We start from the raw sequence: 18,963 nt of genomic DNA on the forward strand, positions 1-18,963 counted from the left end.
ATAACACTCAGTTTGAATAAGCTGTTCTGCGTCCACTATGTGGTTCTCGATGTACGGTCGAGAACAACGCCCTAACACGGCACAAACAACATAATTGAAGAGTTTGTCCAGAACCTTGGACGACGAAGCGATGATTGTTCGAAACGACTTGACAACCCTCCTCACGGAGAGTTGATCGAAAGATGTTTCGGCGGCCATAGCGAGAGGGAAACGCCCGGTCACATTCCGAACCCGGAAGCTAAGACTCTCAGCGCCGATGGTACTGCAGGGGGGACCCTGTGGGAGAGTAGGACACCGCCGGACTTAACTTAGCAACACCAAGAAAGCCACCCCACCGGGGTGGCTTTCTTGCGTTAACCCACCAAACCGCACAACCGCCACACACGCCGCTGGCCACCAGCACGACCACGCCACCCACCCGGGTGGCTTTCTGCGTTAACCCGTCGAATTACCATCAGAGTTGCTTGTGCTCAGCGCGGGAAGGTGTCGAGCCTAGGCTCTGTGTATTGCTCGGAGTTTCCCATAATCTTGCAGGACATTCGTTCACGCGTTCGCGCACACACAAGGAACACTGATGGTCTCCACGCTCTTTCGACATGCCACGATTCACACGATGGCCGGTGCTTCGACGCGCGTCGACGCGCTCCTCGTCGTTGACGGGATCATCGCGGCCATCGGGGAGCAGGCCACCGCCCGGGCCCAATCGGCCTCGAGCGTCGATGTCGTGAACCTCGACGGTGCGGCAGTCGTGCCCGGATTCATCGATGCCCACATTCACACCGGAGCATTCGCCCGTGAGCATGACGCACTGAACTTGCGCGGAACGAAGAGCCTGAGCGAGGCGCTCGAACGTGTGCGGAGCTATGTGGCGACGCGCGAACCCGGCGCCTTCATCATGGGGGGTCGATGGGACTCGAACGCCTGGGATGTTCCAGTGCAACCCGACCGCCACTCACTCGACACGGTGAGCGCCGGCCATCCCATCGCCCTGCCCAGCATCGACGGCCACACCGTCTGGGCCAACTCTCGTGCGCTCCAGGCGGTCGGATACTCCGCATCGACACCCGAGCCCGTCGGTGGAGAGATCGTGCGCGATGCGGCCGGTGAGCCAACGGGCATCCTGCGTGAGACGGCGGGCGACCCGCTGCGACAGCTGAGCTATTCGCCGCTTGCCGGCGATCTGCTGGCTCAGCTGACGGCGGCGCAGCACCGGCTGCTCTCGATCGGGCTGACAGGTGTGCACGACATTGACGGTGAAGACGTGCGTGAGGCCTACCGCGAGTTGAATTCCCGCGGCGAGCTGCAGCTTCGCGTGCACAAGTCGATTCCACTGGAGCACCTTGATGCGGCCATCGCTGAGGGCCGGTACACCGGTCAGGGTGACGACTGGTTGACGACTGGCCCCGTCAAGATCTTCTCCGATGGCGCTCTCGGTTCTCACACCTCGCACATGGGCGAGGACTTTGCGGGGCAGGCGGGCAACCGCGGCATCGAGGTCGTTCCGTACCCCGAACTTGTCGCACTCGTCGGCAAAGCAGCCGCAGCCGGAATCGCGGTCGCCACGCACGCCATCGGTGACGAAGCCAACCACCGAGTGCTGAACGCCTACCAGGAGAACCACGGGGTATCCCGGGCGCGTGGGCTGCGGCACCGCATCGAACACGCGCAGCACATCCGCTCCTCCGACATTTCGCGCTTTGCCGAACTCGGCGTGCTGCCCTCGCTGCAGCCCACCCACTGCACCTCCGACATCCCGATTGCGAAGACGCTGCTCAACGGGCGATCGCTTCGCAACTATGCCTGGCGGTCGCTGACGGATGCCTCTGCGCAGATCGTCTTCGGCTCCGATGCGCCGATCGAAGATCCGACTCCGATGCACGGGATTCATGCCGCGGTCACGCGTCAGAACGCACTCGGCGAACCGCTCGGAGGCTGGGAGCCCGGCGAAAGGCTCAGTGTGGGCGAGGCGATCACGGCCTATAGCTTCGGCGGTGCCTACGCGGCCGGCCAAGAGAACCGGGTCGGACGCCTTGCCGTCGGCCAGCTTGCCGACTTCGTCGTACTTGATGCCGATCCCTTCGCCGTCTCCCCGGAGGCGCTTCGCAGCATCTCCGTGCTCACCACCGTCGTCGGTGGAATCGTGCGCTACCAGCGCTAGCCGTCGGCCGAAGACCCACCAACCACCACAGCCCGGATCCGTCCGGACCAAGAAGAGGAGTCACACGATGCGTTTTCCCACCACCCCCGCCCGCGGTGCTTTCGCGCTCGTGCTGGGCGCAGTCCTACTCGGAACGACCGCGTGCGGCGCACAGAGTCTCACCGCTCCTGACACCGGCACAACCGCCGAGACCGCAGAAGCCACTCTCATCGATGTTCCCGCTGAGGACCTCGCGGCCAGCGTGATCGAGGGGATCGAACCTGATGGCTCCCTCACGGTTCCTGCCGCGCTGCGCAACGAGGGCCTCAAGGTCACCTCCTCAGTCGGTTACCCGCCGATGGAGATGTATGGGGCAGACGGCAAGGTCATTGTCGGCGTTGATGCGTCGCTGGCGCGCGCACTCGCCCGCACCCTGGGCGTCGACCTCGCCATTACCGACCAGGAGTTCAACGCGCAGATCCCCGGCGTGCTCACCGGCCGATTCGACATGGTCATGTCGTCGATGACTGACAATGCCGAGCGTCGGGAGACGATGACATTCGTCGACTACGTCAGTGCAGGCAACGGTTTTCTCGTGCAGACCGGCAACCCCAGTGGGGTGACAGTGCCCGCCGACCTCTGCGGCCAGATCGTATCGGTCGTCGACAACGGCTCTTCGGCGGAGCTTGCCGAAGAGTTCAACACGCAGTGCGCGGCCGACGCAAAGCCAGCCATCGACGTGCTCAAGTTCGAAGGTGACACCGAGGCGATTCTGGCGGTCAGGAGTGGTCGTGCCGCCGCCACGATCACTGACTATCCGGTTGCGGTCTACCGCGCCGATGAGCCTGATTCGGGGCTCGAGGCCATCGCCATCGAGGGCGGCGAGAGCCCCTGGGGAATCGCGATCGACAAGAAGAACACCGAACTGGTTGACGTGATGCAGAAGGCGTTGCAGTCGCTGATCGACTCCGGCGCCTACGGTGACATCCTCGGCGCCTGGGGCGTCGACCAAATGTCCGTCGACTCAGCCGTCGTCAACGACGGCCAGTAGCACGAGGTGACTGCATCGCACCGGCGTACCGCACCGATCCTCGGTGCGGACGGCTCCGCAACGCCCATCACCCCGCGCTGGCACGGGGGCCGCTGGCTCATCGGAGCGCTCGCAGTGGTCGTCGTCGGCTGGCTCGTGGCATCCGTGATCTTCAACGAGAACATCCGTTGGAACCGGGTTCTGGAATACCTCTTCTCCACAAGAATCCTTGACGGCGTCGTTGTCACGATCTGGATGAGCGTCATCGCGACGGTGATCGGCCTCAGTCTCGGGGTCGTTCTCGCGGTGATGAAGCTGTCGAAGAATCCCGTATTGCAGTGGATCGCCACCGGGTACATCTGGTTCTTCCGCGGTACGCCGGTGCTGGTGCAGCTCATTTTTTGGTACAACCTCGCCTTTCTCTTTCCGTTCCTCACCCTGCGCGTGCCGTTCACGCAGCTCGGTGTGCAGTGGGACACCAATCTGGTGATGACCGGTTTCACCGCCGCGCTGCTCGGACTCGGTCTGAATCTCTCGGCCTACTTTGCCGAGACCGTGCGTGCCGGAATTCAAGCCGTTGACCGCGGTCAGACTGAGGCGGCGCTGGCCGGTGGCATGACGCCGATGCAGTCCATGCGCATCATTGTGCTGCCTCAGGCGCTGCGCATCATCATCCCGCCGACCGGCAACGAGTTCATCTCGATGCTGAAGACAACATCGCTGGTTGTCGTCGTGGCCGGGAGCGACCTCATGACCAACGCCAGCCAGATCTACAAGCAGAACAACCTCATCATCGAGCTGCTGATCGTCGCGAGCCTCTGGTACATGGTGCTCACTGCCATCGCGACGTACTTTCAATCGAGGCTGGAGCGTCGATTCGGACAAGACGCCGTGCGCCTCGTACGTGGGCCGGGCTTCGCACAGCGATTCATGCGGCGCGGTCAGCAAGCTCAGACCTCAACGGAAGCACTGGCAACGATCACAGAGAAAGCGACGACCCGATGACCGATCCACTCGTCAGGGCGACCGGCGTGACCAAGAGCTTTGGCCGACATCAGGTGCTGAACGGCGTTGACTTCGAGGTGCGTGCCGGCGAGGTGAGCTGCATCATCGGCCCGTCCGGGTCAGGCAAGTCCACCTTTCTGCGCTGTATCAACGCGCTCGAAACGGTCGACGGCGGGGGACTCGAAGTCGCAGGGACTCAGGTCGGCTACAGCCTGGAGGGCGGCAGCTACCGCCCCTGGCGCGACCGCGACTTTGCGCGCTTCCGTTCGGGGATCGGCATGGTGTTCCAGCGGTTCAACCTCTATGGACACCTCGACGCGACCGAGAACGTGGCCACGAGTCTCATCAACGTTGCGAAGATGGACAAAGCAGCCGCAGTGCGGCGAGCCCGCGAAGAGCTCGACCGAGTGGGGCTCGGTGCCCATGCCGGCAAGCGCCCGCATCAGCTCTCGGGCGGGCAGCAGCAGCGCGTGGCCATTGCCAGGGCGCTTGCGATGGACCCGCAGCTCATGCTGTTCGACGAGCCGACCTCCGCGCTCGACCCCGAGCTTGTCGACGAAGTGCTCGAGTCCATGAAAGCTCTCGCCAACGGGGGCATGACGATGGTCGTCGTGACCCATGAGATCGGATTCGCCCGCGAGGTCGGCGATACGCTGAGCTTCTTCGATGCCGGAACGATCATCGAATCCGGCACGCCGGATCGAGTAATCTCCGATGCCTCGTCTCCACGCACGCGCGCCTTTCTCGCCAAGGTTCTCTGAGTCTCGTGGCGACGCGAATCCGGGATGCCGACAGCTCGGTCGACGTCGTGATCGACAGCTTGGTCGACGTTCCGGCGATCGGTCAGACCGGCGGGAGCATCGTCGGCATTCTGGGCGGAATGGGGCCGGCGGCAACGGCTGATTTCTACGCGAAACTGGTGCGAGCCACCCCGGCCCGCACCGACCAGGAGCACTTGCGCACGCTGATCTGGTCGGATCCGACGATTCCCGACCGCACCGGCGCACTCCTCCACGGCGGCATCGACCCCACACCGCTGCTTCTGGCCGGTGCCTTGCTGCTGCGCGCGGGCGGGGCCGCCGTAATCGCCGTGCCGTGTAACACCGCGCACGCGTTCATCCCTCGCATCACCCGTGAGGTGGGCGTTCCTTTCGTGCACATGATCGAAGAGACGGTGCTCAGCATCCGTTCACGCTTTCCGGATGCGACGCGCGTGGGACTGCTCTCGACCACGGGAACACAGGCGAGCCTGCTCTACGATGAGGCATTGCGGAGGCACGGGTTGGAGCCGCTGACCCCCTCGGCTGAAACTCAGGAGACGCGGGTGATGCCGGCGATCGCGCGCGTGAAGGCCGGCATCGTCGACGCGCGCACGACTGAACTGATCGCCGAGGCTGCTCGCGAGCTGGTGAGCCGGGGCGCCGAGCTCGTGATTGCCGGCTGCACTGAACTTCCGATTGCCCTCGACGGCGTTGTGTTGCAGGTTGAGGTCATCGACCCCACGCAGGTGCTCGCCGAAGCAGTGGTGCGGGTCGTGCGTCACGGCGTGTGAGACGGCATGCGCGAGACGACTTGACTAAGGCTGCACGGAGAAGCCCCCTCTGATGCAGAGGGGGCTTCGTGATTCAGGAAGTGGCCGAGGCTCCGGCGAGGGCCATGTCTAGGTCGGGCGCTGCGGCGAGAAGTGTCTTGGTATAGTCCGCTTGCGGATTCGCGAAGATCTGCTCCTTCGTTCCCTCTTCCACGATGGCACCGGACTTCATGACGTAGACGTAGCTCGCTACCTTCTTCACGACGGGGAGGTCATGAGTGATGAGTGCATAGCCGATACCCATCTCACGCCGGAGCTGGTTCATTAGATTCAAGACGCCGGCCTTGACGGAAGCGTCGAGGGCGCTCACCGCTTCATCGGCGATGATGATCTGCGGTCGCAAGACGATTGCTCGTGCGATGAGAACGCGTTGCCGCTGTCCGCCGCTGAGCTCGTGGGGATAGCGGTCGAGAAACATCGGTTCAGGCGTCAGATTGACATGGAAGAGCGCTTCGATGGCGGCGGCCTCGACGTCTGCTGAAGTCACCGCGATCTTATGCAGGCGGATCACCTCAGTGAGTGACTGCCGCACCGTCTTGCGGGGGTTGAGTGAGCCGGATGGGTCTTGCAGCACGCATTGGACGGCAGTCCGGAAACCACGCATTTCGGATTTGTTCAGGGAACTCAGCGCCGTGCCGTTGAAGGTGACAGAACCTGCATCCGGCTCTATCAGTCCGAGCAAGATGCGGGCGAGGGTGCTCTTCCCGCTGCCGCTCTCACCGACGATGGCGATGAAGTCACCCGGCGCGACACGAATACTGGCGTCATTCACCGCGCGCACCCCCTGCTGGCGCCGTGATCTCCCGAACGTCTTGAAGACATGTTCAGCGTGCAGCATCAGCCGATCCTTCCGGTTGTGGGACTGCTCAACCCGACGAGATCGTCGGAATCGTCGGTGAGGCTTCGCACGCTGCGGAGCAATCCGCGGGTGTAGTCCTCGGCAGGGTTGGTGAAAACATCTTTCGTCAGCCCGTGTTCTACGACGCGACCGGCGTACATGACGTACACGCGCTCACAGAGCTTGGCGACCACAGCGAGGTCGTGGGTGATCATAATAAGCGACGTTCCGAGTTCTGAGACGCTGCGATCCAACGTCTCGAGGACAAGCCTTTGCACGGTGACATCGAGAGCAGTGGTTGGCTCGTCCGCGATGATTATCTCCGGCTGCTTGGCGAGGGCGATCGCAATTAGCACCCGCTGCCGCATCCCACCGCTCAACTCGAACGGATACTTGCGCGCCACGGTCTCCACATCATTGAGGCCGGCGAGGGTCATGTAGTGGTAGACCTTCTCTGTTCCTCCTCGCGGTTCTCCGACAATCCTGCGGCAGCCTTCGCGAATCTGTCGGCCGACGCGCATAGTCGGGTTCAAGAAGCTCAAGGGGTCCTGGAAGATCATCGACACTCTGCTGCGCCGGATGGCGTCCCATGTGCGGGGCGGCGCCCCGATCATCTCGGTGCCGTCGAAGCGAATCGATCCGTCCACCTTGACTCGGGGGGACCCGGGCAAGAGCCCGGCGATTGCTCGGCCGGTCACCGATTTTCCAGAACCGGATTCGCCGACGATCCCCACTCGTTCCCCGACGGCGAGAGTTAGTCGCACGTCCTTTACCGCGTGTACAGAATCGCTCGGCCCTGTCGGCAGGGTCACGCTGAGCCCGCGAACGTCGAGCAGCGGTGGTCGGGTGGCGGTCATGTGGGTGGTGTCGTCGGTGTTCTGCACAAGAGTCATTTCACTCTCCCGATGGTCGGGTTCAACGTGTCATTCAAGTGGTCTCCGAGCACGTTCGTTGAAAGCACGACGAGGAAGATCGCAAGTCCGGGAAACAGCGTCAGCCACCAGGCCGTCTGCATGAAGGGTTGTGCGGCATTCAACAGGGCTCCCCAGCTAGGTGTGTTCGCATCACCCAGACCGAGGAATGCGAGTCCAGATTCCAAGAGGATCGCGCGGCCGATGGTCATGGTCGTTGCGACGAGAACCGGTGGGAACGCATTCGGCAGGACATCGCTCCGGAAGATTCGAAACGAACCGAAGCCAGCGGCCCGTGCCGACTCGATGTAGCCCAGCTCACTGATCCGGATGGCTTCGGCCCTCACAATACGAGCGACCTGCGGCCACATCGTGAGACTCAGGATGATCACGATGATTACCATGCTTGAGCCGAGCATGGCTGCTGCCACCAGAGCGAGGATCAGTCCGGGCACTACCTGGAAGAACTCGGAGACTTTCATCAGCAAGGCATCCGCAAAACCGCCGTGGTATCCGGCGAGGCCCCCAATCAGAACAGCGAGCGTGAGGCAGATGAGCGCGACGCTCACCCCGACGATGAGTGAGACTTGTCCGCCGGCCAGAACCCGTGAGAGAACGTCCCGTCCGAGTTGGTCGGTGCCCATCAGATGTTCGCCGCTGGGCGGCTGCAGCGTGGTGAAGTCGGCAGCGCTCGGAGCGGCAGTGAACAACGGGCCCACAAAGCACGCGAGCGTCGTGAAGAGGAGGAACGCGCTAAAGAAGGTCGCGATTGGCCGCTGGAAGAACCGACGCGTCACAGAGACGCGGCGGCGGACGGCGGCAGCCGGCTCCGGTGGAGCCGCCTGAATCGCCGTCGCACTTCTTCGTGGCAATCTAGCCGAATCGTCGGGAGCGCCGTCAGTGCGGTTGGCGCTGTTTTCGATGGTCGTCATGGTCACACTCCTACCGTTCTGCGAAATCGCGCGCGAATACGGGGGTCGACGAGTCCGTACACGATGTCCGTCAGGATATTGACGAGCACCACGGTGACGGTAATGATCAGCAAGATGCCCATCACGACCATGTTCTCGCTGCGTTGGATCGATTCGTAGAGCAGGAGCCCCATTCCGGGCCAGCCGAAGACCTTTTCGATGAGCACAGAACCGGCGATCGTGAAGCCGAGGCTGTATCCGATCACGCTCACCATCGGCAGCATCGAATTGAGCATGCCATGCCGCCAGAGAACGAGGTCAGACGAGAGGCCCTTTGAACGAGCGGTGTCGATGTAATCCTGTCCAAGTACCTCGATCATGCTCGCGCGCATGATTCGCAGCATGAAGGCCATTTCGGTGATCGCGAGTGCCAGGATCGGCAAAATCATGTGCGGTATCGAGAGTCCCGTCGAGGTATATGACGACATTCCCTGCGCTGGGAGCCAGCCTAGGTTGACGGAGAAAATGAGGATCAGCAGGAGACCGAGCCAGAAACTCGGTAGCGAGAACCCGCCGATCGCCGCATAGGAGAGGCCTCCATCGAGCCATTTCGACCGCGTTCGGGCGGCGATCGCACCGAGCAGGATGCCGCCGATCGACGCGATGACGAGCGATGGGAGCGTGATCAAGAGGGTGTTGCCGAGGCGGCCGATGATGAGCTCTCCCACCGGCTCTTGGTTTGCAAATGAAAAGCCGAGATTGCCCGTCGCGATATTCGCGATGTATGCCACGAAGCGCTCTGGCAGCGGTCGATCTAGGCCGTAGGCTGCGGTCATCTCCGCTCGGAAGGCGTCGCTGACCGGCACCTGTCCGACCAGCGACTGGACCGGATCACCTGGCGCAAGCTCGAGAAGCAGGAACATGATCATGATGACGACGAAGATCAGGATCAACGAGGAAACCACGACCTTGCCGTAGTAGGCAACCCACTTCATGAGTGCACCAGACCGAGAATCCGCGATCCCGGTAATGGGGAGAGGGAGGACGATTGAGTCGGGGAGGGTCGCATCGCCGCCTGAGCGCAGATGCCGGTTGCAGGGAGTCTCACGAACACTTTCCATACCTTCGTCGTTGAAAGGGGGTGGGCTCGACAATCGTTACTCACGAAGTCGCAGATTGAGCATCGTGTACACGTTGTGTAGACGTTTCGCTACTTTAGTGACTATTTCTTGGCCAAGTTGTTTTGTAATCGGTGCCAGCGGTGTATTTGTGCCCTGTCCTGACTCAGGCCAAGGCAGGGGTACGACACCGAGCGTGAAAAGCTTCGCCGGGAAGCTTTTCTGCCACTCGGTGCTGAGAACTTGAGCAATTCGTCTCAGAATCATGCTCTCCCGTAGTCATCTTGCCAGGGATGGGTGACTCTCGGAGTCACTTATTAGTTGTCACCAGGGAGGTCCAACGTGCCCACGAGCGCCACGAGTCCACATCCGTCGCTTCAGTCAATCGAGGAATTGGCAGCGGAAGAGCATCGGGCAACAGCGGATGAGTTCAAGGCCGCTTTTCGAAACCACCCGGCCGGCGTTGCCGTCATCACGGCAGATTCTGGCACCGGGCCGGTCGCCTTGACCGCGACGAGCGTCTTCTCGATCAGCGTTGACCCGCCGTTGTTGGTATTCTCACTGTCTGACCTCTCCTCGGCCGCCCCAGCGATACGCGCGGCAGAGACGGTTGTCGTCCACCTGCTCGGTGAGCCGCATCTGGCGCTGGCTCAGCTGTGTGCAACGAGTGGTGTCGACCGATTTGCCGATCCGGCGATGTGGACGAGGCTCGAGACCGGTGAACCCTGCTTCACAATGGCCAATAGCTGGATTCGTGGTCAGGTAGTGGAACGCTTGGCCGCTGGCAGCTCCACGGTTATCGTCGTTCGTGCGTTGCAGGTCGCGGCGCCCCAGCCGGACAGTCCCCTCGCAGCGGCAGAGGTGGCCAAGCCCCTCGTCTACCACAACCGCGTATGGCACAGCCTGGGCGATCACTCGGCGCTCTGACCCGGGCTAGCGGGTGTCTTCTTCTTCGAAGATGATCGACGTCTTCGTGTCACGAATGTGGGGGATCGACTGCAACTCGGTCAAGATGACCCGTCGAAGGTCGGCGTTGTCCGACGCCCTGATCAAGACGATCACGTCGAAATCACCCGCGACGAGTGCGACGTGCTTGACCTCGGGGATGCGCGTGACCCGATCGCGGACGATCTGCCACGAATCCTGTTCCGTACGGATCATGACGAACGCGGATGCGGTCATGCCTAACTTCGACGGATCAATCTGCGCCATGTAACCGGTGATGATTCCGGCATCGGTCATGCGGTTGATGCGGTTGTACGCATTTGCGCGGGAAACCCGGGCCGCAGTGGCCACTGCGCTCACGGACAGGCGCCCGTCCTTTTGCAGAATTGAGAGGATCCTGCGGTCAATGTCGTCGAGTGTGTCCAGCATGGTGTCTCCGATCAGTTCTGGTCGGCATGGACGGGATGCGTTCCAGAGCCGGTTCCGAGTGAAGCATGATCACAAAAAGATTTATACAGAATGTCACAGAATTCGCTCCAAATGACGCTTCGTATCAACTTCTGTCGACCTGGATGACAGTTCGTATAAGCGAGAATAGCCTTCGAATCTGATGAGGGACCGGAATCGCCTCGGATCGACGCGTCTCGGTGCGCGTCACGAGAGCATCGGCTGACTTCATCACGTCCTGCTACAGAGAGGTAGTCACATGGCCGAAAACACAAGGAGATGGGTGCCGGTTGTTGGAGCCGCCGCGGTCCTCATGCTCATTCTCACCGGATGCGCTGGAGGAACCAACGATCAGTCCAACAGCAACCCGTCGTCGGTATTCGTCGACGCAGTCGGCACGAATCCGCCGCATCTCAATCCGGAACTTACGACAGACATCACCACCTCGGTCGTCGGCGGGGCAGTGTTCGACACGCTCATCAGAATGGACTCCGACTTCAATTTGGTCCCAGGGCTCGCCGAGAGTTGGGATGCGAGTACCGATGCGATGACCTACACGTTCAATTTGCGAGAGGGCGTGAGCTGGCACGATGGCGAACCCTTCACCTCGGCAGACGTGAAATTCAACATCGAAAAGGTTCTTCCATTGCACCCTTTGGGACCTATCGTCTCCGACAAGATCGCCGCGGTCGAGGCTCCGGATGACCTCACCGTCGTCGTGAAGCTGACCGAGCCGTTCGCCGCGCTCCTCGAGGCGATGTCGTCGCACTACATGATTCCTGCGCACCTCTATGAGGGAACCGATATCGCGACGAACCCGGCCAATTCAAAGCCGGTGGGAACCGGGCCATACGTCCTTGATGAGTTCATCGCCGGAGATCGGATCGTCGTCAATCGAAACGACAAGTACTGGGGCGGTGCCGGCGGCATCGAGAAGATCGTCTTCAAGATCATGCCCGACAACAACGCGCGCGTCCTTGCGTTGCAGAGCGGCGAGGTCGACCGTATCGGCGGCTTCTTCCTTGACCAGTCTCAGATTGCCAACCTCGGCGACGCGACCTACTCCTTCACGACGAGGGGACAGCTTCCAAGCGTCATGACGGCATTTTTCAACGTCAGAGAAGGAAAGCTCGCTGATCCTGAGGTTCGTCGGGCTCTGTACCAGGCCATTGACCGTGACGCGATCGCTCAGAATGCTTTCAGTGGTGCGGCAACGCCAGCCCGTGGCCCCATCCCCACTGAAGTCGCCTGGGCCGCCGACCCCGAAATCAACTACGCGGACGAGCTTCCCTACGATCCAGAGGAAGCAGGTCGACTCCTCGACGATCTCGGCTACCCCATCGGCGGCGACGGACAGCGATTCAGCCTGAACCTCACCTATGCCGCCGGTCTGCCGACGTTCGCTGGTACGGCCGAGGTGATGAAGGCGAATCTCGAGAAGATCGGCGTCGGGGTCAACCTGGTTCAGCAGGACCTGCAGATCTACGTGGACAAGACGTTCACCGAGCACGACTTCGACCTGACCGTCATGAGTTTCGCGGTCTACCAAGACCCGAGCCTGGGCGTCGCGCGCCTCTACGTGTGCAACCCCGACAACCTGGCGTTTGTAAACCCGACGGGAATGTGCGATGAGCAAACCGATGCTGCGTTCGCTGCAGCGGCTGCCGTCGCCGACCGGGCGGAGCGTGCGACGCACTTCGCAGCTGCAGAGACGCGAGTGCTCGATCTGCTGCACACCGCTCCGTTGGTGACGGACCTGACCCAGATGGTGATCCGCAAGGACCGCTGGAGTGGGCTTGAGAAGTACAGCAGCCTGATCGGGTACGACTGGACGGCTCTGACCTCCAAATAATTCGTCGGGTCGGGTCGGGGAGTACACACCCCGCCCGGCCCCAGTAGAAAGGAACTCCCACGTGGCACACAAGCCTGAGAAGCACATGATTCTGACGGTTTTCATGCTCCCGCCCGGCTACTACAAGGACAGCTGGCGACTTCCGGGCAGTCGATCGGAGGAGCTCGGTTACCTCGACTTCGTCACTGACTTGACGTTGATGTGTGAGCGAGCGAAGCTCGACTCGGTGTTCTTTGGGGATGTCGTAACAGCATCGACAATCCTCGAGGGAAATATGATGACGACGGGACTGAACGAACCGATCACGACGCTGTCGGCGCTCGCCGGTCGCACGAGCAAGATCGGTCTTACCGGAACTGTCTCGACGTCGTTCTCCCTCCCCTTCGTCACAGCGCGGCAGCTGTCCGGGCTTGACTCGCTCAGCGGTGGCCGCGCTGGCTGGAACATCGTCACCTCGTGGATGGGGGGCGAGAACTTCGGTATCGATGAGCTCCCCGCGCCGGCGGAGCGGTATCGTCGGGCCACTGAGTTCGTGGATGTCGCAGTCAAACTCTGGGATAGCTGGAGCGACCAAGCCGTCATCAACGACCGGGCCAGCGGATGGTGGGCGGATCCTGCCAAGATCCAAGCGATCGACTATGACGGCGAGTTCTTCAAAGTTGCTGGGCCGCTGAATATGCGGCGCTCCCCGCAGGGACGCCCTGTCCTGTTTCAGGCGGGCTCGTCGGCTGACGGGATGGAACTGGGGGCGACGTTCGCGGACGTCACTTATACGGCGCAGCCGCGCAAGGACGGCGCGGCCGAATTCTACGCGAAGTACAAAGAACTTGTTCGCGCAAAGGGTCGTGATCCCCGATCGGTGAAGGTCCTCCCGGGGATTCTCCCGATAGTCGGGGAGACCGATGCGGAGGCCGAGGAGATCGCGAAGGATCTCGCCAATCACATTAACTTTGACTCGGGTCGAGTGCAGCTCGCGAAGAATCTGGAGATCGATATCGCGGATATCGACCTGGATGAGCGGATTCCCGCCGAGCGGTGGTCGGAGGATCCGAGCCGCGGAAGCCGATACCACATCTTCCGAAAGCTGACCCTTGACGACGGCTTGACGCTTCGCGATCTCGTGGTCGAGAGCTACCGATCCGGTGCGCACCTGTGGGCTGTCGGTTCCGCCTCAAAGATCGCCGATGTCATGGTCGATTGGTTCGAAGGGGGAGCAGCGGACGGCTTCAGTCTCAACCCGCCGCACATGCCTGACGGGCTTCGCCGGATCTGCGATTTGCTTGTGCCGGAGCTGCAGGAGCGCGGCTACTTCCGAACAGAATACGAGGGCGACACGCTGCGCGAACACCTGGGCCTGGACCGCCCGGGCGCCTGGGACACGCACTGACCATTTCGGATCGGACCCCGTGGTTCCGTAAGCGCGAATGGGCTGGCGGAACCACGGTCTCGCTCGAGGGCATCGGGCCGCCATGGGGAGTGCTCCAATAGGAGCGCCATTCGTCGGCTGAGCGATCGACGACGGAGGAATCGCCATCGCGCTCGCCGTCGAAGGCTCGGCCATTCTCGCCTCGTCGATCCGCGAGCTATCCAGCGGAACGTCCGCGGGGCTGTAGGTTGTGGGCTTCTGTCCGGTCAGCGGCGAGGGTCGCCGACCGGGCGAATCGCAAGACCGATATCGCGTCGCTGCGGGCTGATCATCAGCCCTTCATCCTCGATGTGAAGAGAATAGGCCGCGATCGGATGCCCGCTGAGGGTGCCGCTCCAATAGTTGGCTCTGCCGACGCGTGCATGGAGGTCGAGTCCGCTCCGAGATCCCGCCGCCGGCAGAAAGATGGAACGGCCAGAACGGCCGATAACCCGGTAGCCACGGATGCGGTCGACGGACCCTTCTTCCCAGCTGCACTCGGTGACGAGTTCCTCGAATTCGGTGAGCGTCGGCATCCGCCACGTGGCACCCCACCGTGTTCTGGCGAGGTCGAGCGGCGTGCCGGAGATCTCGGAGGGTGGGGTAGAGCTGGGGTAGTCGTCGACTTGCGTCGACACCTGTTCACCGCTCGGGTCGGCCCAGCCGTAGAGGCCACCGTATTCCTGAGGCAGGCGAGCGCCAAGGTTGTGGGCGGCCCAGTGCACGCTCAATCCCAGGTCAATCGCAACTGCGCCGGGGCTGTGCGGTGAGCGGGCGATGACTCGTTTCGGGGTTAGCAACGTAGTCATCGTTTCCTTCCTGAGCGTCGTAGTGGTCGATTCTCGCACCGAGTGCGGCGTCCGATTGCCTCTGTTCGGAGATACCGGCAAACACCGCAACTCGAACTCAGAATTCCCTCTAAACAGCGGAATGCCGATCGGTCGATGGCATGGTATTAGGAGAGCAAGAGCACCGTTGACGGAGACCTAGACTCAGAGAATGTCCGCCTCTTCACAAAGCCGGCGGAATGTTTCGCGGCTAAGCGAACTCAACGACTCAACAGAGGGTGAGGAATCAGCGGTGGGAAGAGCACTCGATCTCAATGTGTCGATGCTCGGGCGCCTCGAGCTGATCGCTGAAGAGGTGAATGCCGGCGGAGACGTTGAGCAGGTGCTACAGAACGTGGTCGAGGCTGTAGCGCGCTACGGCCCGTGGACTCAGTGCTGGGTTGGCCTTTTCGACGTCGATCCTTCTCGGTTAGTGCGCAGTTCCCAATTCGGCTACGACGACCTGCCTGAACACGAGAATTGGGAGTTGGAAGGCAGTCCGCCATTGGAAGCAATGCGCACCGGTAATCTGCTCATGATCGCCGATGTCGCGACCGCGATCGTCTATCCCTATCTGATGCGCGAAGGGCCACGCGCCGGCTTCCGCGCCATCATGTACATTCCCATCTCGGTCGGCGACAGCTCTGTCATCGTCAGTTTCTCCCGGCCGGAGCCAGGAGAATTCACCCTGGTCGAACGGTCGCTCGCGAAGATCATCGCGTCGTTCGCGGCAATCGCCTTCCGCAATGTCATATCGCGGGCAGGCGCCCTCGATATCGAACGGCAGACCAACGCCCAGCTGTCGGCCATGAACGATGTCATCATTCGCCAGAACGCCGCGCTTGAACGACTGTCGGTCGTACAAAGTCGGCTGTTGGATCTTCAAGCGCAGAGTGCCGGAATCCGCGTTCTCTGCGTAGCCATCGCCGAGCTGATCGAACACCCGATCGTGCTCGTCGACCGGTTCATGCAGGTGATCAGCACGGCAGGCATCGACGCGGAAACGGGTGCCACGCTTGCCGGAGGCATTCCGGCACAGCTGCTGAGAGACTTAGGCCCCGGCTCGGGGCCGGTCGAGGTCGACGTCGATGGGCGGACGCTGATCATCGGCCAGGCAGCAGAGGGGCGCCATCGACTCGCGCTGCTCATTGCGATTGTCGACAAGGCGGTGCCCGGCGGAGAGCTTGACCAGCCAATTCTCGAACTCGCCGGTGTGCACGTGACCCTGGAGATCCTTCGCGAGCGTGCCGCACTCGACGCACAGGTGCGTATTCAGGAGGATTTCGCCGACGCACTTCTGACAGACGATGGCTCGGGCATCGAGCTCTCGGCGCGGGCCGCCATGGTCGGTGTGAGACTCAACGTCGAGAACATCGTATTGCGCGTTCGGGTAACGGGCGGGGCCACTGACCTGGACCATCGCGATGCATACACGCTCGCCGCGCTCGTGCGTCGAGCGGTGGTTTCAGACGGTGCGGATGCAGTGGTTTCACCGATCGGCGCGACCGATTTTCTCGTCATTGCGGTTGCGGAGAGCCTGCCGCAGGCGGGCGTAGCGTCGCTCACCACGGGCATCCGTGCAACGCTGCGAACTGGTCTCGAGGTCGTCAACGGCTTCCGACCGTCGACGCTCGGCATCTCGATCGGCATCGGCACGGCGGGGATCGGCGTTGACGGTCTGCGCACCTCGCATTCGGAAGCGTCGAGGGCTCTGGACGTGATCGCCTCGACGACGGAGGGGGATCGTGACCTCGCCATTGTCGATGCAGGAAGCTACTCGCTCCTGACCGCGACGGATGCCCTTGAACGCCTGGTTTTCGTCGAGCGCTACCTCGGCGCCATCGAGGAGCATGACCAAGGTCATGGGAGCGACTACCTCGAGACGCTCAAGACCTACTTCGAATGCGTCGGAAGCGTGCAAGCGATCGCGGAACGCCGGTTCTTACATATCTCCACCGTTCGATATCGCCTGGCGAAGATCGAGCAGATCGCCGGTGTCTCGCTGCGCAGCGAGGAAGACCGACTCTGCCTGCAACTCGCGCTTAAGCTGGCAGGTATGGCGAGTAAGACGGCGACCGATCTGGTCGGGCGGGCCTGAGGGGCCCTGTAGGCTTATGGCATATCAACTATGTGCTGTTTCGGTGGCCATAGCGAGTGGGAAACGCCCGGTTACATTCCGAACCCGGAAGCTAAGACACTCAGCGCCGATGGTACTGCAGGGGGGACCCTGTGGGAGAGTAGGACACCGCCGGACTAACATTGTGAGAAAGCCGCCCTTCGGGGCGGCTTTCCTGCTTTAACTCTCCCGGTAGTTGGGAATGTGGGTTGTCGGGGGTTGTCGGCACAAGCGCGAGCCGGTGCGTGGACGTGACCTGCGTTCCGGGGTAGTCTCACCGGATCGCGACATGCTCGATCGATGACAAGGAGACAGTCAGATGGATCACGTCACGTCGACGGATGGCACCCGCATCGCTTTCGACCGAACGGGCACGGGCCCGGCGCTCGTGATGGTGGTCGGTGCGTTCTGCACTCGCCTCACGACGAAGACACTGACCGCAGTGCTGGCGGATGCCTACACGGTCTATGAGTACGACCGGCGCGGGCGTGGCGAGAGTGGCGACGCGGCCCTCTATTCGGTTGAGAGCGAGTTCGACGACCTGGCCGCGATCATCGCCCAGGCGGGCGGTTCTGCGTTCGTCTACGGACATTCCTCCGGCGCAGCGCTCGCGCTGGGCGCCGCTGCGCACGGAGTGCGGATGAGAAAGATTGCCGTCTATGAGCCACCGTTCTTTCCCGGCCAGCCGGCACCCGGAGCGTTCACCCAGGAGGTGTGCGAGCTGCTCGCCTCTGGCGATCGGGAAGAGGCGGCACTACGTTTCATCGTCAATACGGGCGCGCCCCGCGAAGCGGCCGAGAACCTGAAGAACGCGCCGTTCTGGCCAAACATGCTGGCCATCGCGCACACACTTCCCTACGACCTGACCCTGAGCGATCTGGGCGCTATCACTCTCGACTGGACCGCCGGCATCCCGGAACCGATCCTCGCTCTGTCGGGCGGAAAAAGCGCTGACTGGGCGCCGAACGCTGCGCGCCTGATCGCTGCAATGGCACCGGATGCGCGCGCGAGCGTGATCGAGGGGCAAGATCACGGTGTGTCCGACGAGGCGCTCGCACCCGTGCTGACGCAATTCTTCGTCTGACGCGAGGCGGACGACACCTCCCGGTTAGCGGCCGGACACGTTGGGCTGCGAGAATTTTCGTATGAACGCCCAACGCCCGGAGCCCACCACGTTGGTGGGTCGATACATCTCGCTCGAACCGCTTTCGCCTGAAGCGCTGCCTGAACTGCATCGCGCGATCGCGCAGCCGGCCGTCTTTGCCGCTGGGTTCGGTGGCGGACCTGCCGGGCTTCACCAGGAGCGGGATGATTTCATCGCGTGGGCCGGACGCTATTACCAGTGGTCGGGGCTCCCCTTCGGCATCCGTCTGATCGGGGGTGCCCACGACGGCGAGCTGGTCGGTTCGACGGCGCTCGGCGACCTTGATCTGTACAACGAATCGGCGCAGATCGGCTGGACGGCCTACGACCCGCGGGTCTGGGGAACCGCGGTGAATGTCGAAGCCAAGCTGATGCTGCTCGGCCTGGCATTCGACAATGGCTTCGGCCGGATCATGATTCAGGCGGATGCGGTCAACGAGCGTTCACGAGCGGCGATCGTCGGCATCGGCGCGAGCTTCGAAGGCGTGCTGCGGCGCCACCGCCAGCGACCGGACGGAAGCTGGCGTGACAGCGCCATCCACTCGGTGATCGGTGAGGACTGGCCGCGTGTGCGCGCCGGTTTGCTCGCGCGCCTTGACCGATTTGACTCTCAGCCGGTCGCCTACCGCAGCCGGGAGCGGGCGCGCACGGCCTGATTTGCGCCATTCTTCGGCTCATTCCAGACAG

General features: G+C 62.2%; 17 protein-coding genes and 2 rRNA genes. 13 read left to right on the forward strand and 6 right to left on the reverse strand.

Annotated elements, in window-relative coordinates:
- Positions 1 to 186: 186 nt before the first annotated feature.
- The 6 genes from rrf (ABD791_RS14445) (at position 187) to cuyB (ending at position 5,724) form a co-directional block, all read left to right on the forward strand.
- Positions 187 to 303 (forward strand): 5S ribosomal RNA (gene rrf, locus ABD791_RS14445).
- A gap of 271 nt (positions 304 to 574) precedes the next feature.
- Positions 575 to 2,158, forward strand: coding sequence for an amidohydrolase (locus tag ABD791_RS14450; protein WP_345067979.1), 1,584 nt, complete (start codon positions 575 to 577; stop codon positions 2,156 to 2,158).
- A gap of 67 nt (positions 2,159 to 2,225) precedes the next feature.
- On the forward strand, positions 2,226 to 3,188 hold the full coding sequence (locus ABD791_RS14455) for an ABC transporter substrate-binding protein (protein ID WP_345067981.1): 963 nt from the start codon (positions 2,226 to 2,228) through the stop codon (positions 3,186 to 3,188).
- A 6-nt stretch (positions 3,189 to 3,194) separates the two neighbouring features.
- Complete coding sequence (locus tag ABD791_RS14460) at positions 3,195 to 4,172, forward strand: amino acid ABC transporter permease (protein ID WP_345067983.1); 978 nt, start codon at positions 3,195 to 3,197, stop codon at positions 4,170 to 4,172.
- Entirely contained in the window at positions 4,169 to 4,933 is a 765-nt protein-coding gene (locus ABD791_RS14465; RefSeq protein ID WP_345067985.1) for an amino acid ABC transporter ATP-binding protein, read from the forward strand. Before ABD791_RS14460 ends, ABD791_RS14465 begins: the two co-directional genes overlap by 4 nt.
- Positions 4,934 to 4,938: 5 nt before the next feature.
- A complete protein-coding gene (gene cuyB / locus ABD791_RS14470) occupies positions 4,939 to 5,724 on the forward strand; it encodes a cysteate racemase (RefSeq protein ID WP_345067987.1) in 786 nt (261 codons plus the stop codon).
- Positions 5,725 to 5,797: 73 nt separating this feature from the next.
- Here cuyB and ABD791_RS14475 read toward each other — a convergent pair whose 3' ends face one another.
- From ABD791_RS14475 to ABD791_RS14490, 4 genes are read right to left on the reverse strand one after another with little or no spacing between them, the layout of a single operon-like run.
- Positions 5,798 to 6,601, reverse strand: coding sequence for an ABC transporter ATP-binding protein (locus ABD791_RS14475; protein WP_345067989.1), 804 nt, complete (start codon positions 6,599 to 6,601; stop codon positions 5,798 to 5,800).
- Positions 6,601 to 7,494, reverse strand: coding sequence for an ABC transporter ATP-binding protein (locus ABD791_RS14480; RefSeq protein WP_345067991.1), 894 nt, complete (start codon positions 7,492 to 7,494; stop codon positions 6,601 to 6,603). Before ABD791_RS14480 ends, ABD791_RS14475 begins: the two co-directional genes overlap by 1 nt.
- On the reverse strand, positions 7,491 to 8,444 hold the full coding sequence (locus ABD791_RS14485; protein WP_345067993.1) for an ABC transporter permease: 954 nt from the start codon (positions 8,442 to 8,444) through the stop codon (positions 7,491 to 7,493). The genes ABD791_RS14480 and ABD791_RS14485 overlap by 4 nt, the downstream gene beginning before the upstream one ends.
- Before the next feature lie 2 nt (positions 8,445 to 8,446).
- A complete protein-coding gene (locus ABD791_RS14490) occupies positions 8,447 to 9,418 on the reverse strand; it encodes an ABC transporter permease (RefSeq protein ID WP_345067995.1) in 972 nt (323 codons plus the stop codon).
- A 465-nt stretch (positions 9,419 to 9,883) separates the two neighbouring features.
- On the opposite strand from ABD791_RS14490, the gene ABD791_RS14495 reads away from it, so the two are divergent.
- On the forward strand, positions 9,884 to 10,468 hold the full coding sequence (locus tag ABD791_RS14495) for a flavin reductase family protein (RefSeq protein ID WP_345067997.1): 585 nt from the start codon (positions 9,884 to 9,886) through the stop codon (positions 10,466 to 10,468).
- A 6-nt stretch (positions 10,469 to 10,474) separates the two neighbouring features.
- Here ABD791_RS14495 and ABD791_RS14500 read toward each other — a convergent pair whose 3' ends face one another.
- The gene (locus tag ABD791_RS14500) at positions 10,475 to 10,915 is read right to left on the reverse strand and encodes an Lrp/AsnC family transcriptional regulator (RefSeq protein ID WP_345067999.1); all 441 of its coding nucleotides are present in this window, start codon (positions 10,913 to 10,915) and stop codon (positions 10,475 to 10,477) included.
- A gap of 301 nt (positions 10,916 to 11,216) precedes the next feature.
- Between ABD791_RS14500 and ABD791_RS14505 the strand changes: the two genes are divergently transcribed.
- Complete coding sequence (locus ABD791_RS14505) at positions 11,217 to 12,785, forward strand: ABC transporter substrate-binding protein (protein ID WP_345068000.1); 1,569 nt, start codon at positions 11,217 to 11,219, stop codon at positions 12,783 to 12,785.
- Between the two features lie 61 nt (positions 12,786 to 12,846).
- Positions 12,847 to 14,172 carry an NtaA/DmoA family FMN-dependent monooxygenase gene (locus ABD791_RS14510; RefSeq protein WP_345068002.1) on the forward strand — a complete coding sequence of 442 codons (1,326 nt, stop codon included), beginning with the start codon at positions 12,847 to 12,849 and terminating at the stop codon, positions 14,170 to 14,172.
- 245 nt (positions 14,173 to 14,417) lie between these two features.
- Here ABD791_RS14510 and ABD791_RS14515 read toward each other — a convergent pair whose 3' ends face one another.
- Positions 14,418 to 14,999, reverse strand: coding sequence for a hypothetical protein (locus tag ABD791_RS14515; protein WP_345068004.1), 582 nt, complete (start codon positions 14,997 to 14,999; stop codon positions 14,418 to 14,420).
- A 271-nt stretch (positions 15,000 to 15,270) separates the two neighbouring features.
- On the opposite strand from ABD791_RS14515, the gene ABD791_RS14520 reads away from it, so the two are divergent.
- The 4 genes from ABD791_RS14520 (at position 15,271) to ABD791_RS14535 (ending at position 18,932) form a co-directional block, all read left to right on the forward strand.
- On the forward strand, positions 15,271 to 17,115 hold the full coding sequence (locus ABD791_RS14520) for a helix-turn-helix domain-containing protein (RefSeq protein WP_345068006.1): 1,845 nt from the start codon (positions 15,271 to 15,273) through the stop codon (positions 17,113 to 17,115).
- Between the two features lie 39 nt (positions 17,116 to 17,154).
- Positions 17,155 to 17,271, forward strand: a 5S ribosomal RNA gene (rrf, locus tag ABD791_RS14525).
- 181 nt (positions 17,272 to 17,452) lie between these two features.
- Positions 17,453 to 18,217 (forward strand): alpha/beta fold hydrolase, encoded by a 765-nt coding sequence (locus ABD791_RS14530; RefSeq protein WP_345068008.1) that lies wholly within the window; start codon positions 17,453 to 17,455, stop codon positions 18,215 to 18,217.
- A gap of 61 nt (positions 18,218 to 18,278) precedes the next feature.
- Positions 18,279 to 18,932 carry a GNAT family N-acetyltransferase gene (locus tag ABD791_RS14535; RefSeq protein ID WP_345068010.1) on the forward strand — a complete coding sequence of 218 codons (654 nt, stop codon included), beginning with the start codon at positions 18,279 to 18,281 and terminating at the stop codon, positions 18,930 to 18,932.
- Positions 18,933 to 18,963: the final 31 nt, after the last annotated feature.

It is taken from the genome of Glaciibacter kafniensis (genome assembly GCF_039538945.1).
GTDB classification, from domain to species: domain Bacteria; phylum Actinomycetota; class Actinomycetes; order Actinomycetales; family Microbacteriaceae; genus Cryobacterium; species Cryobacterium kafniensis.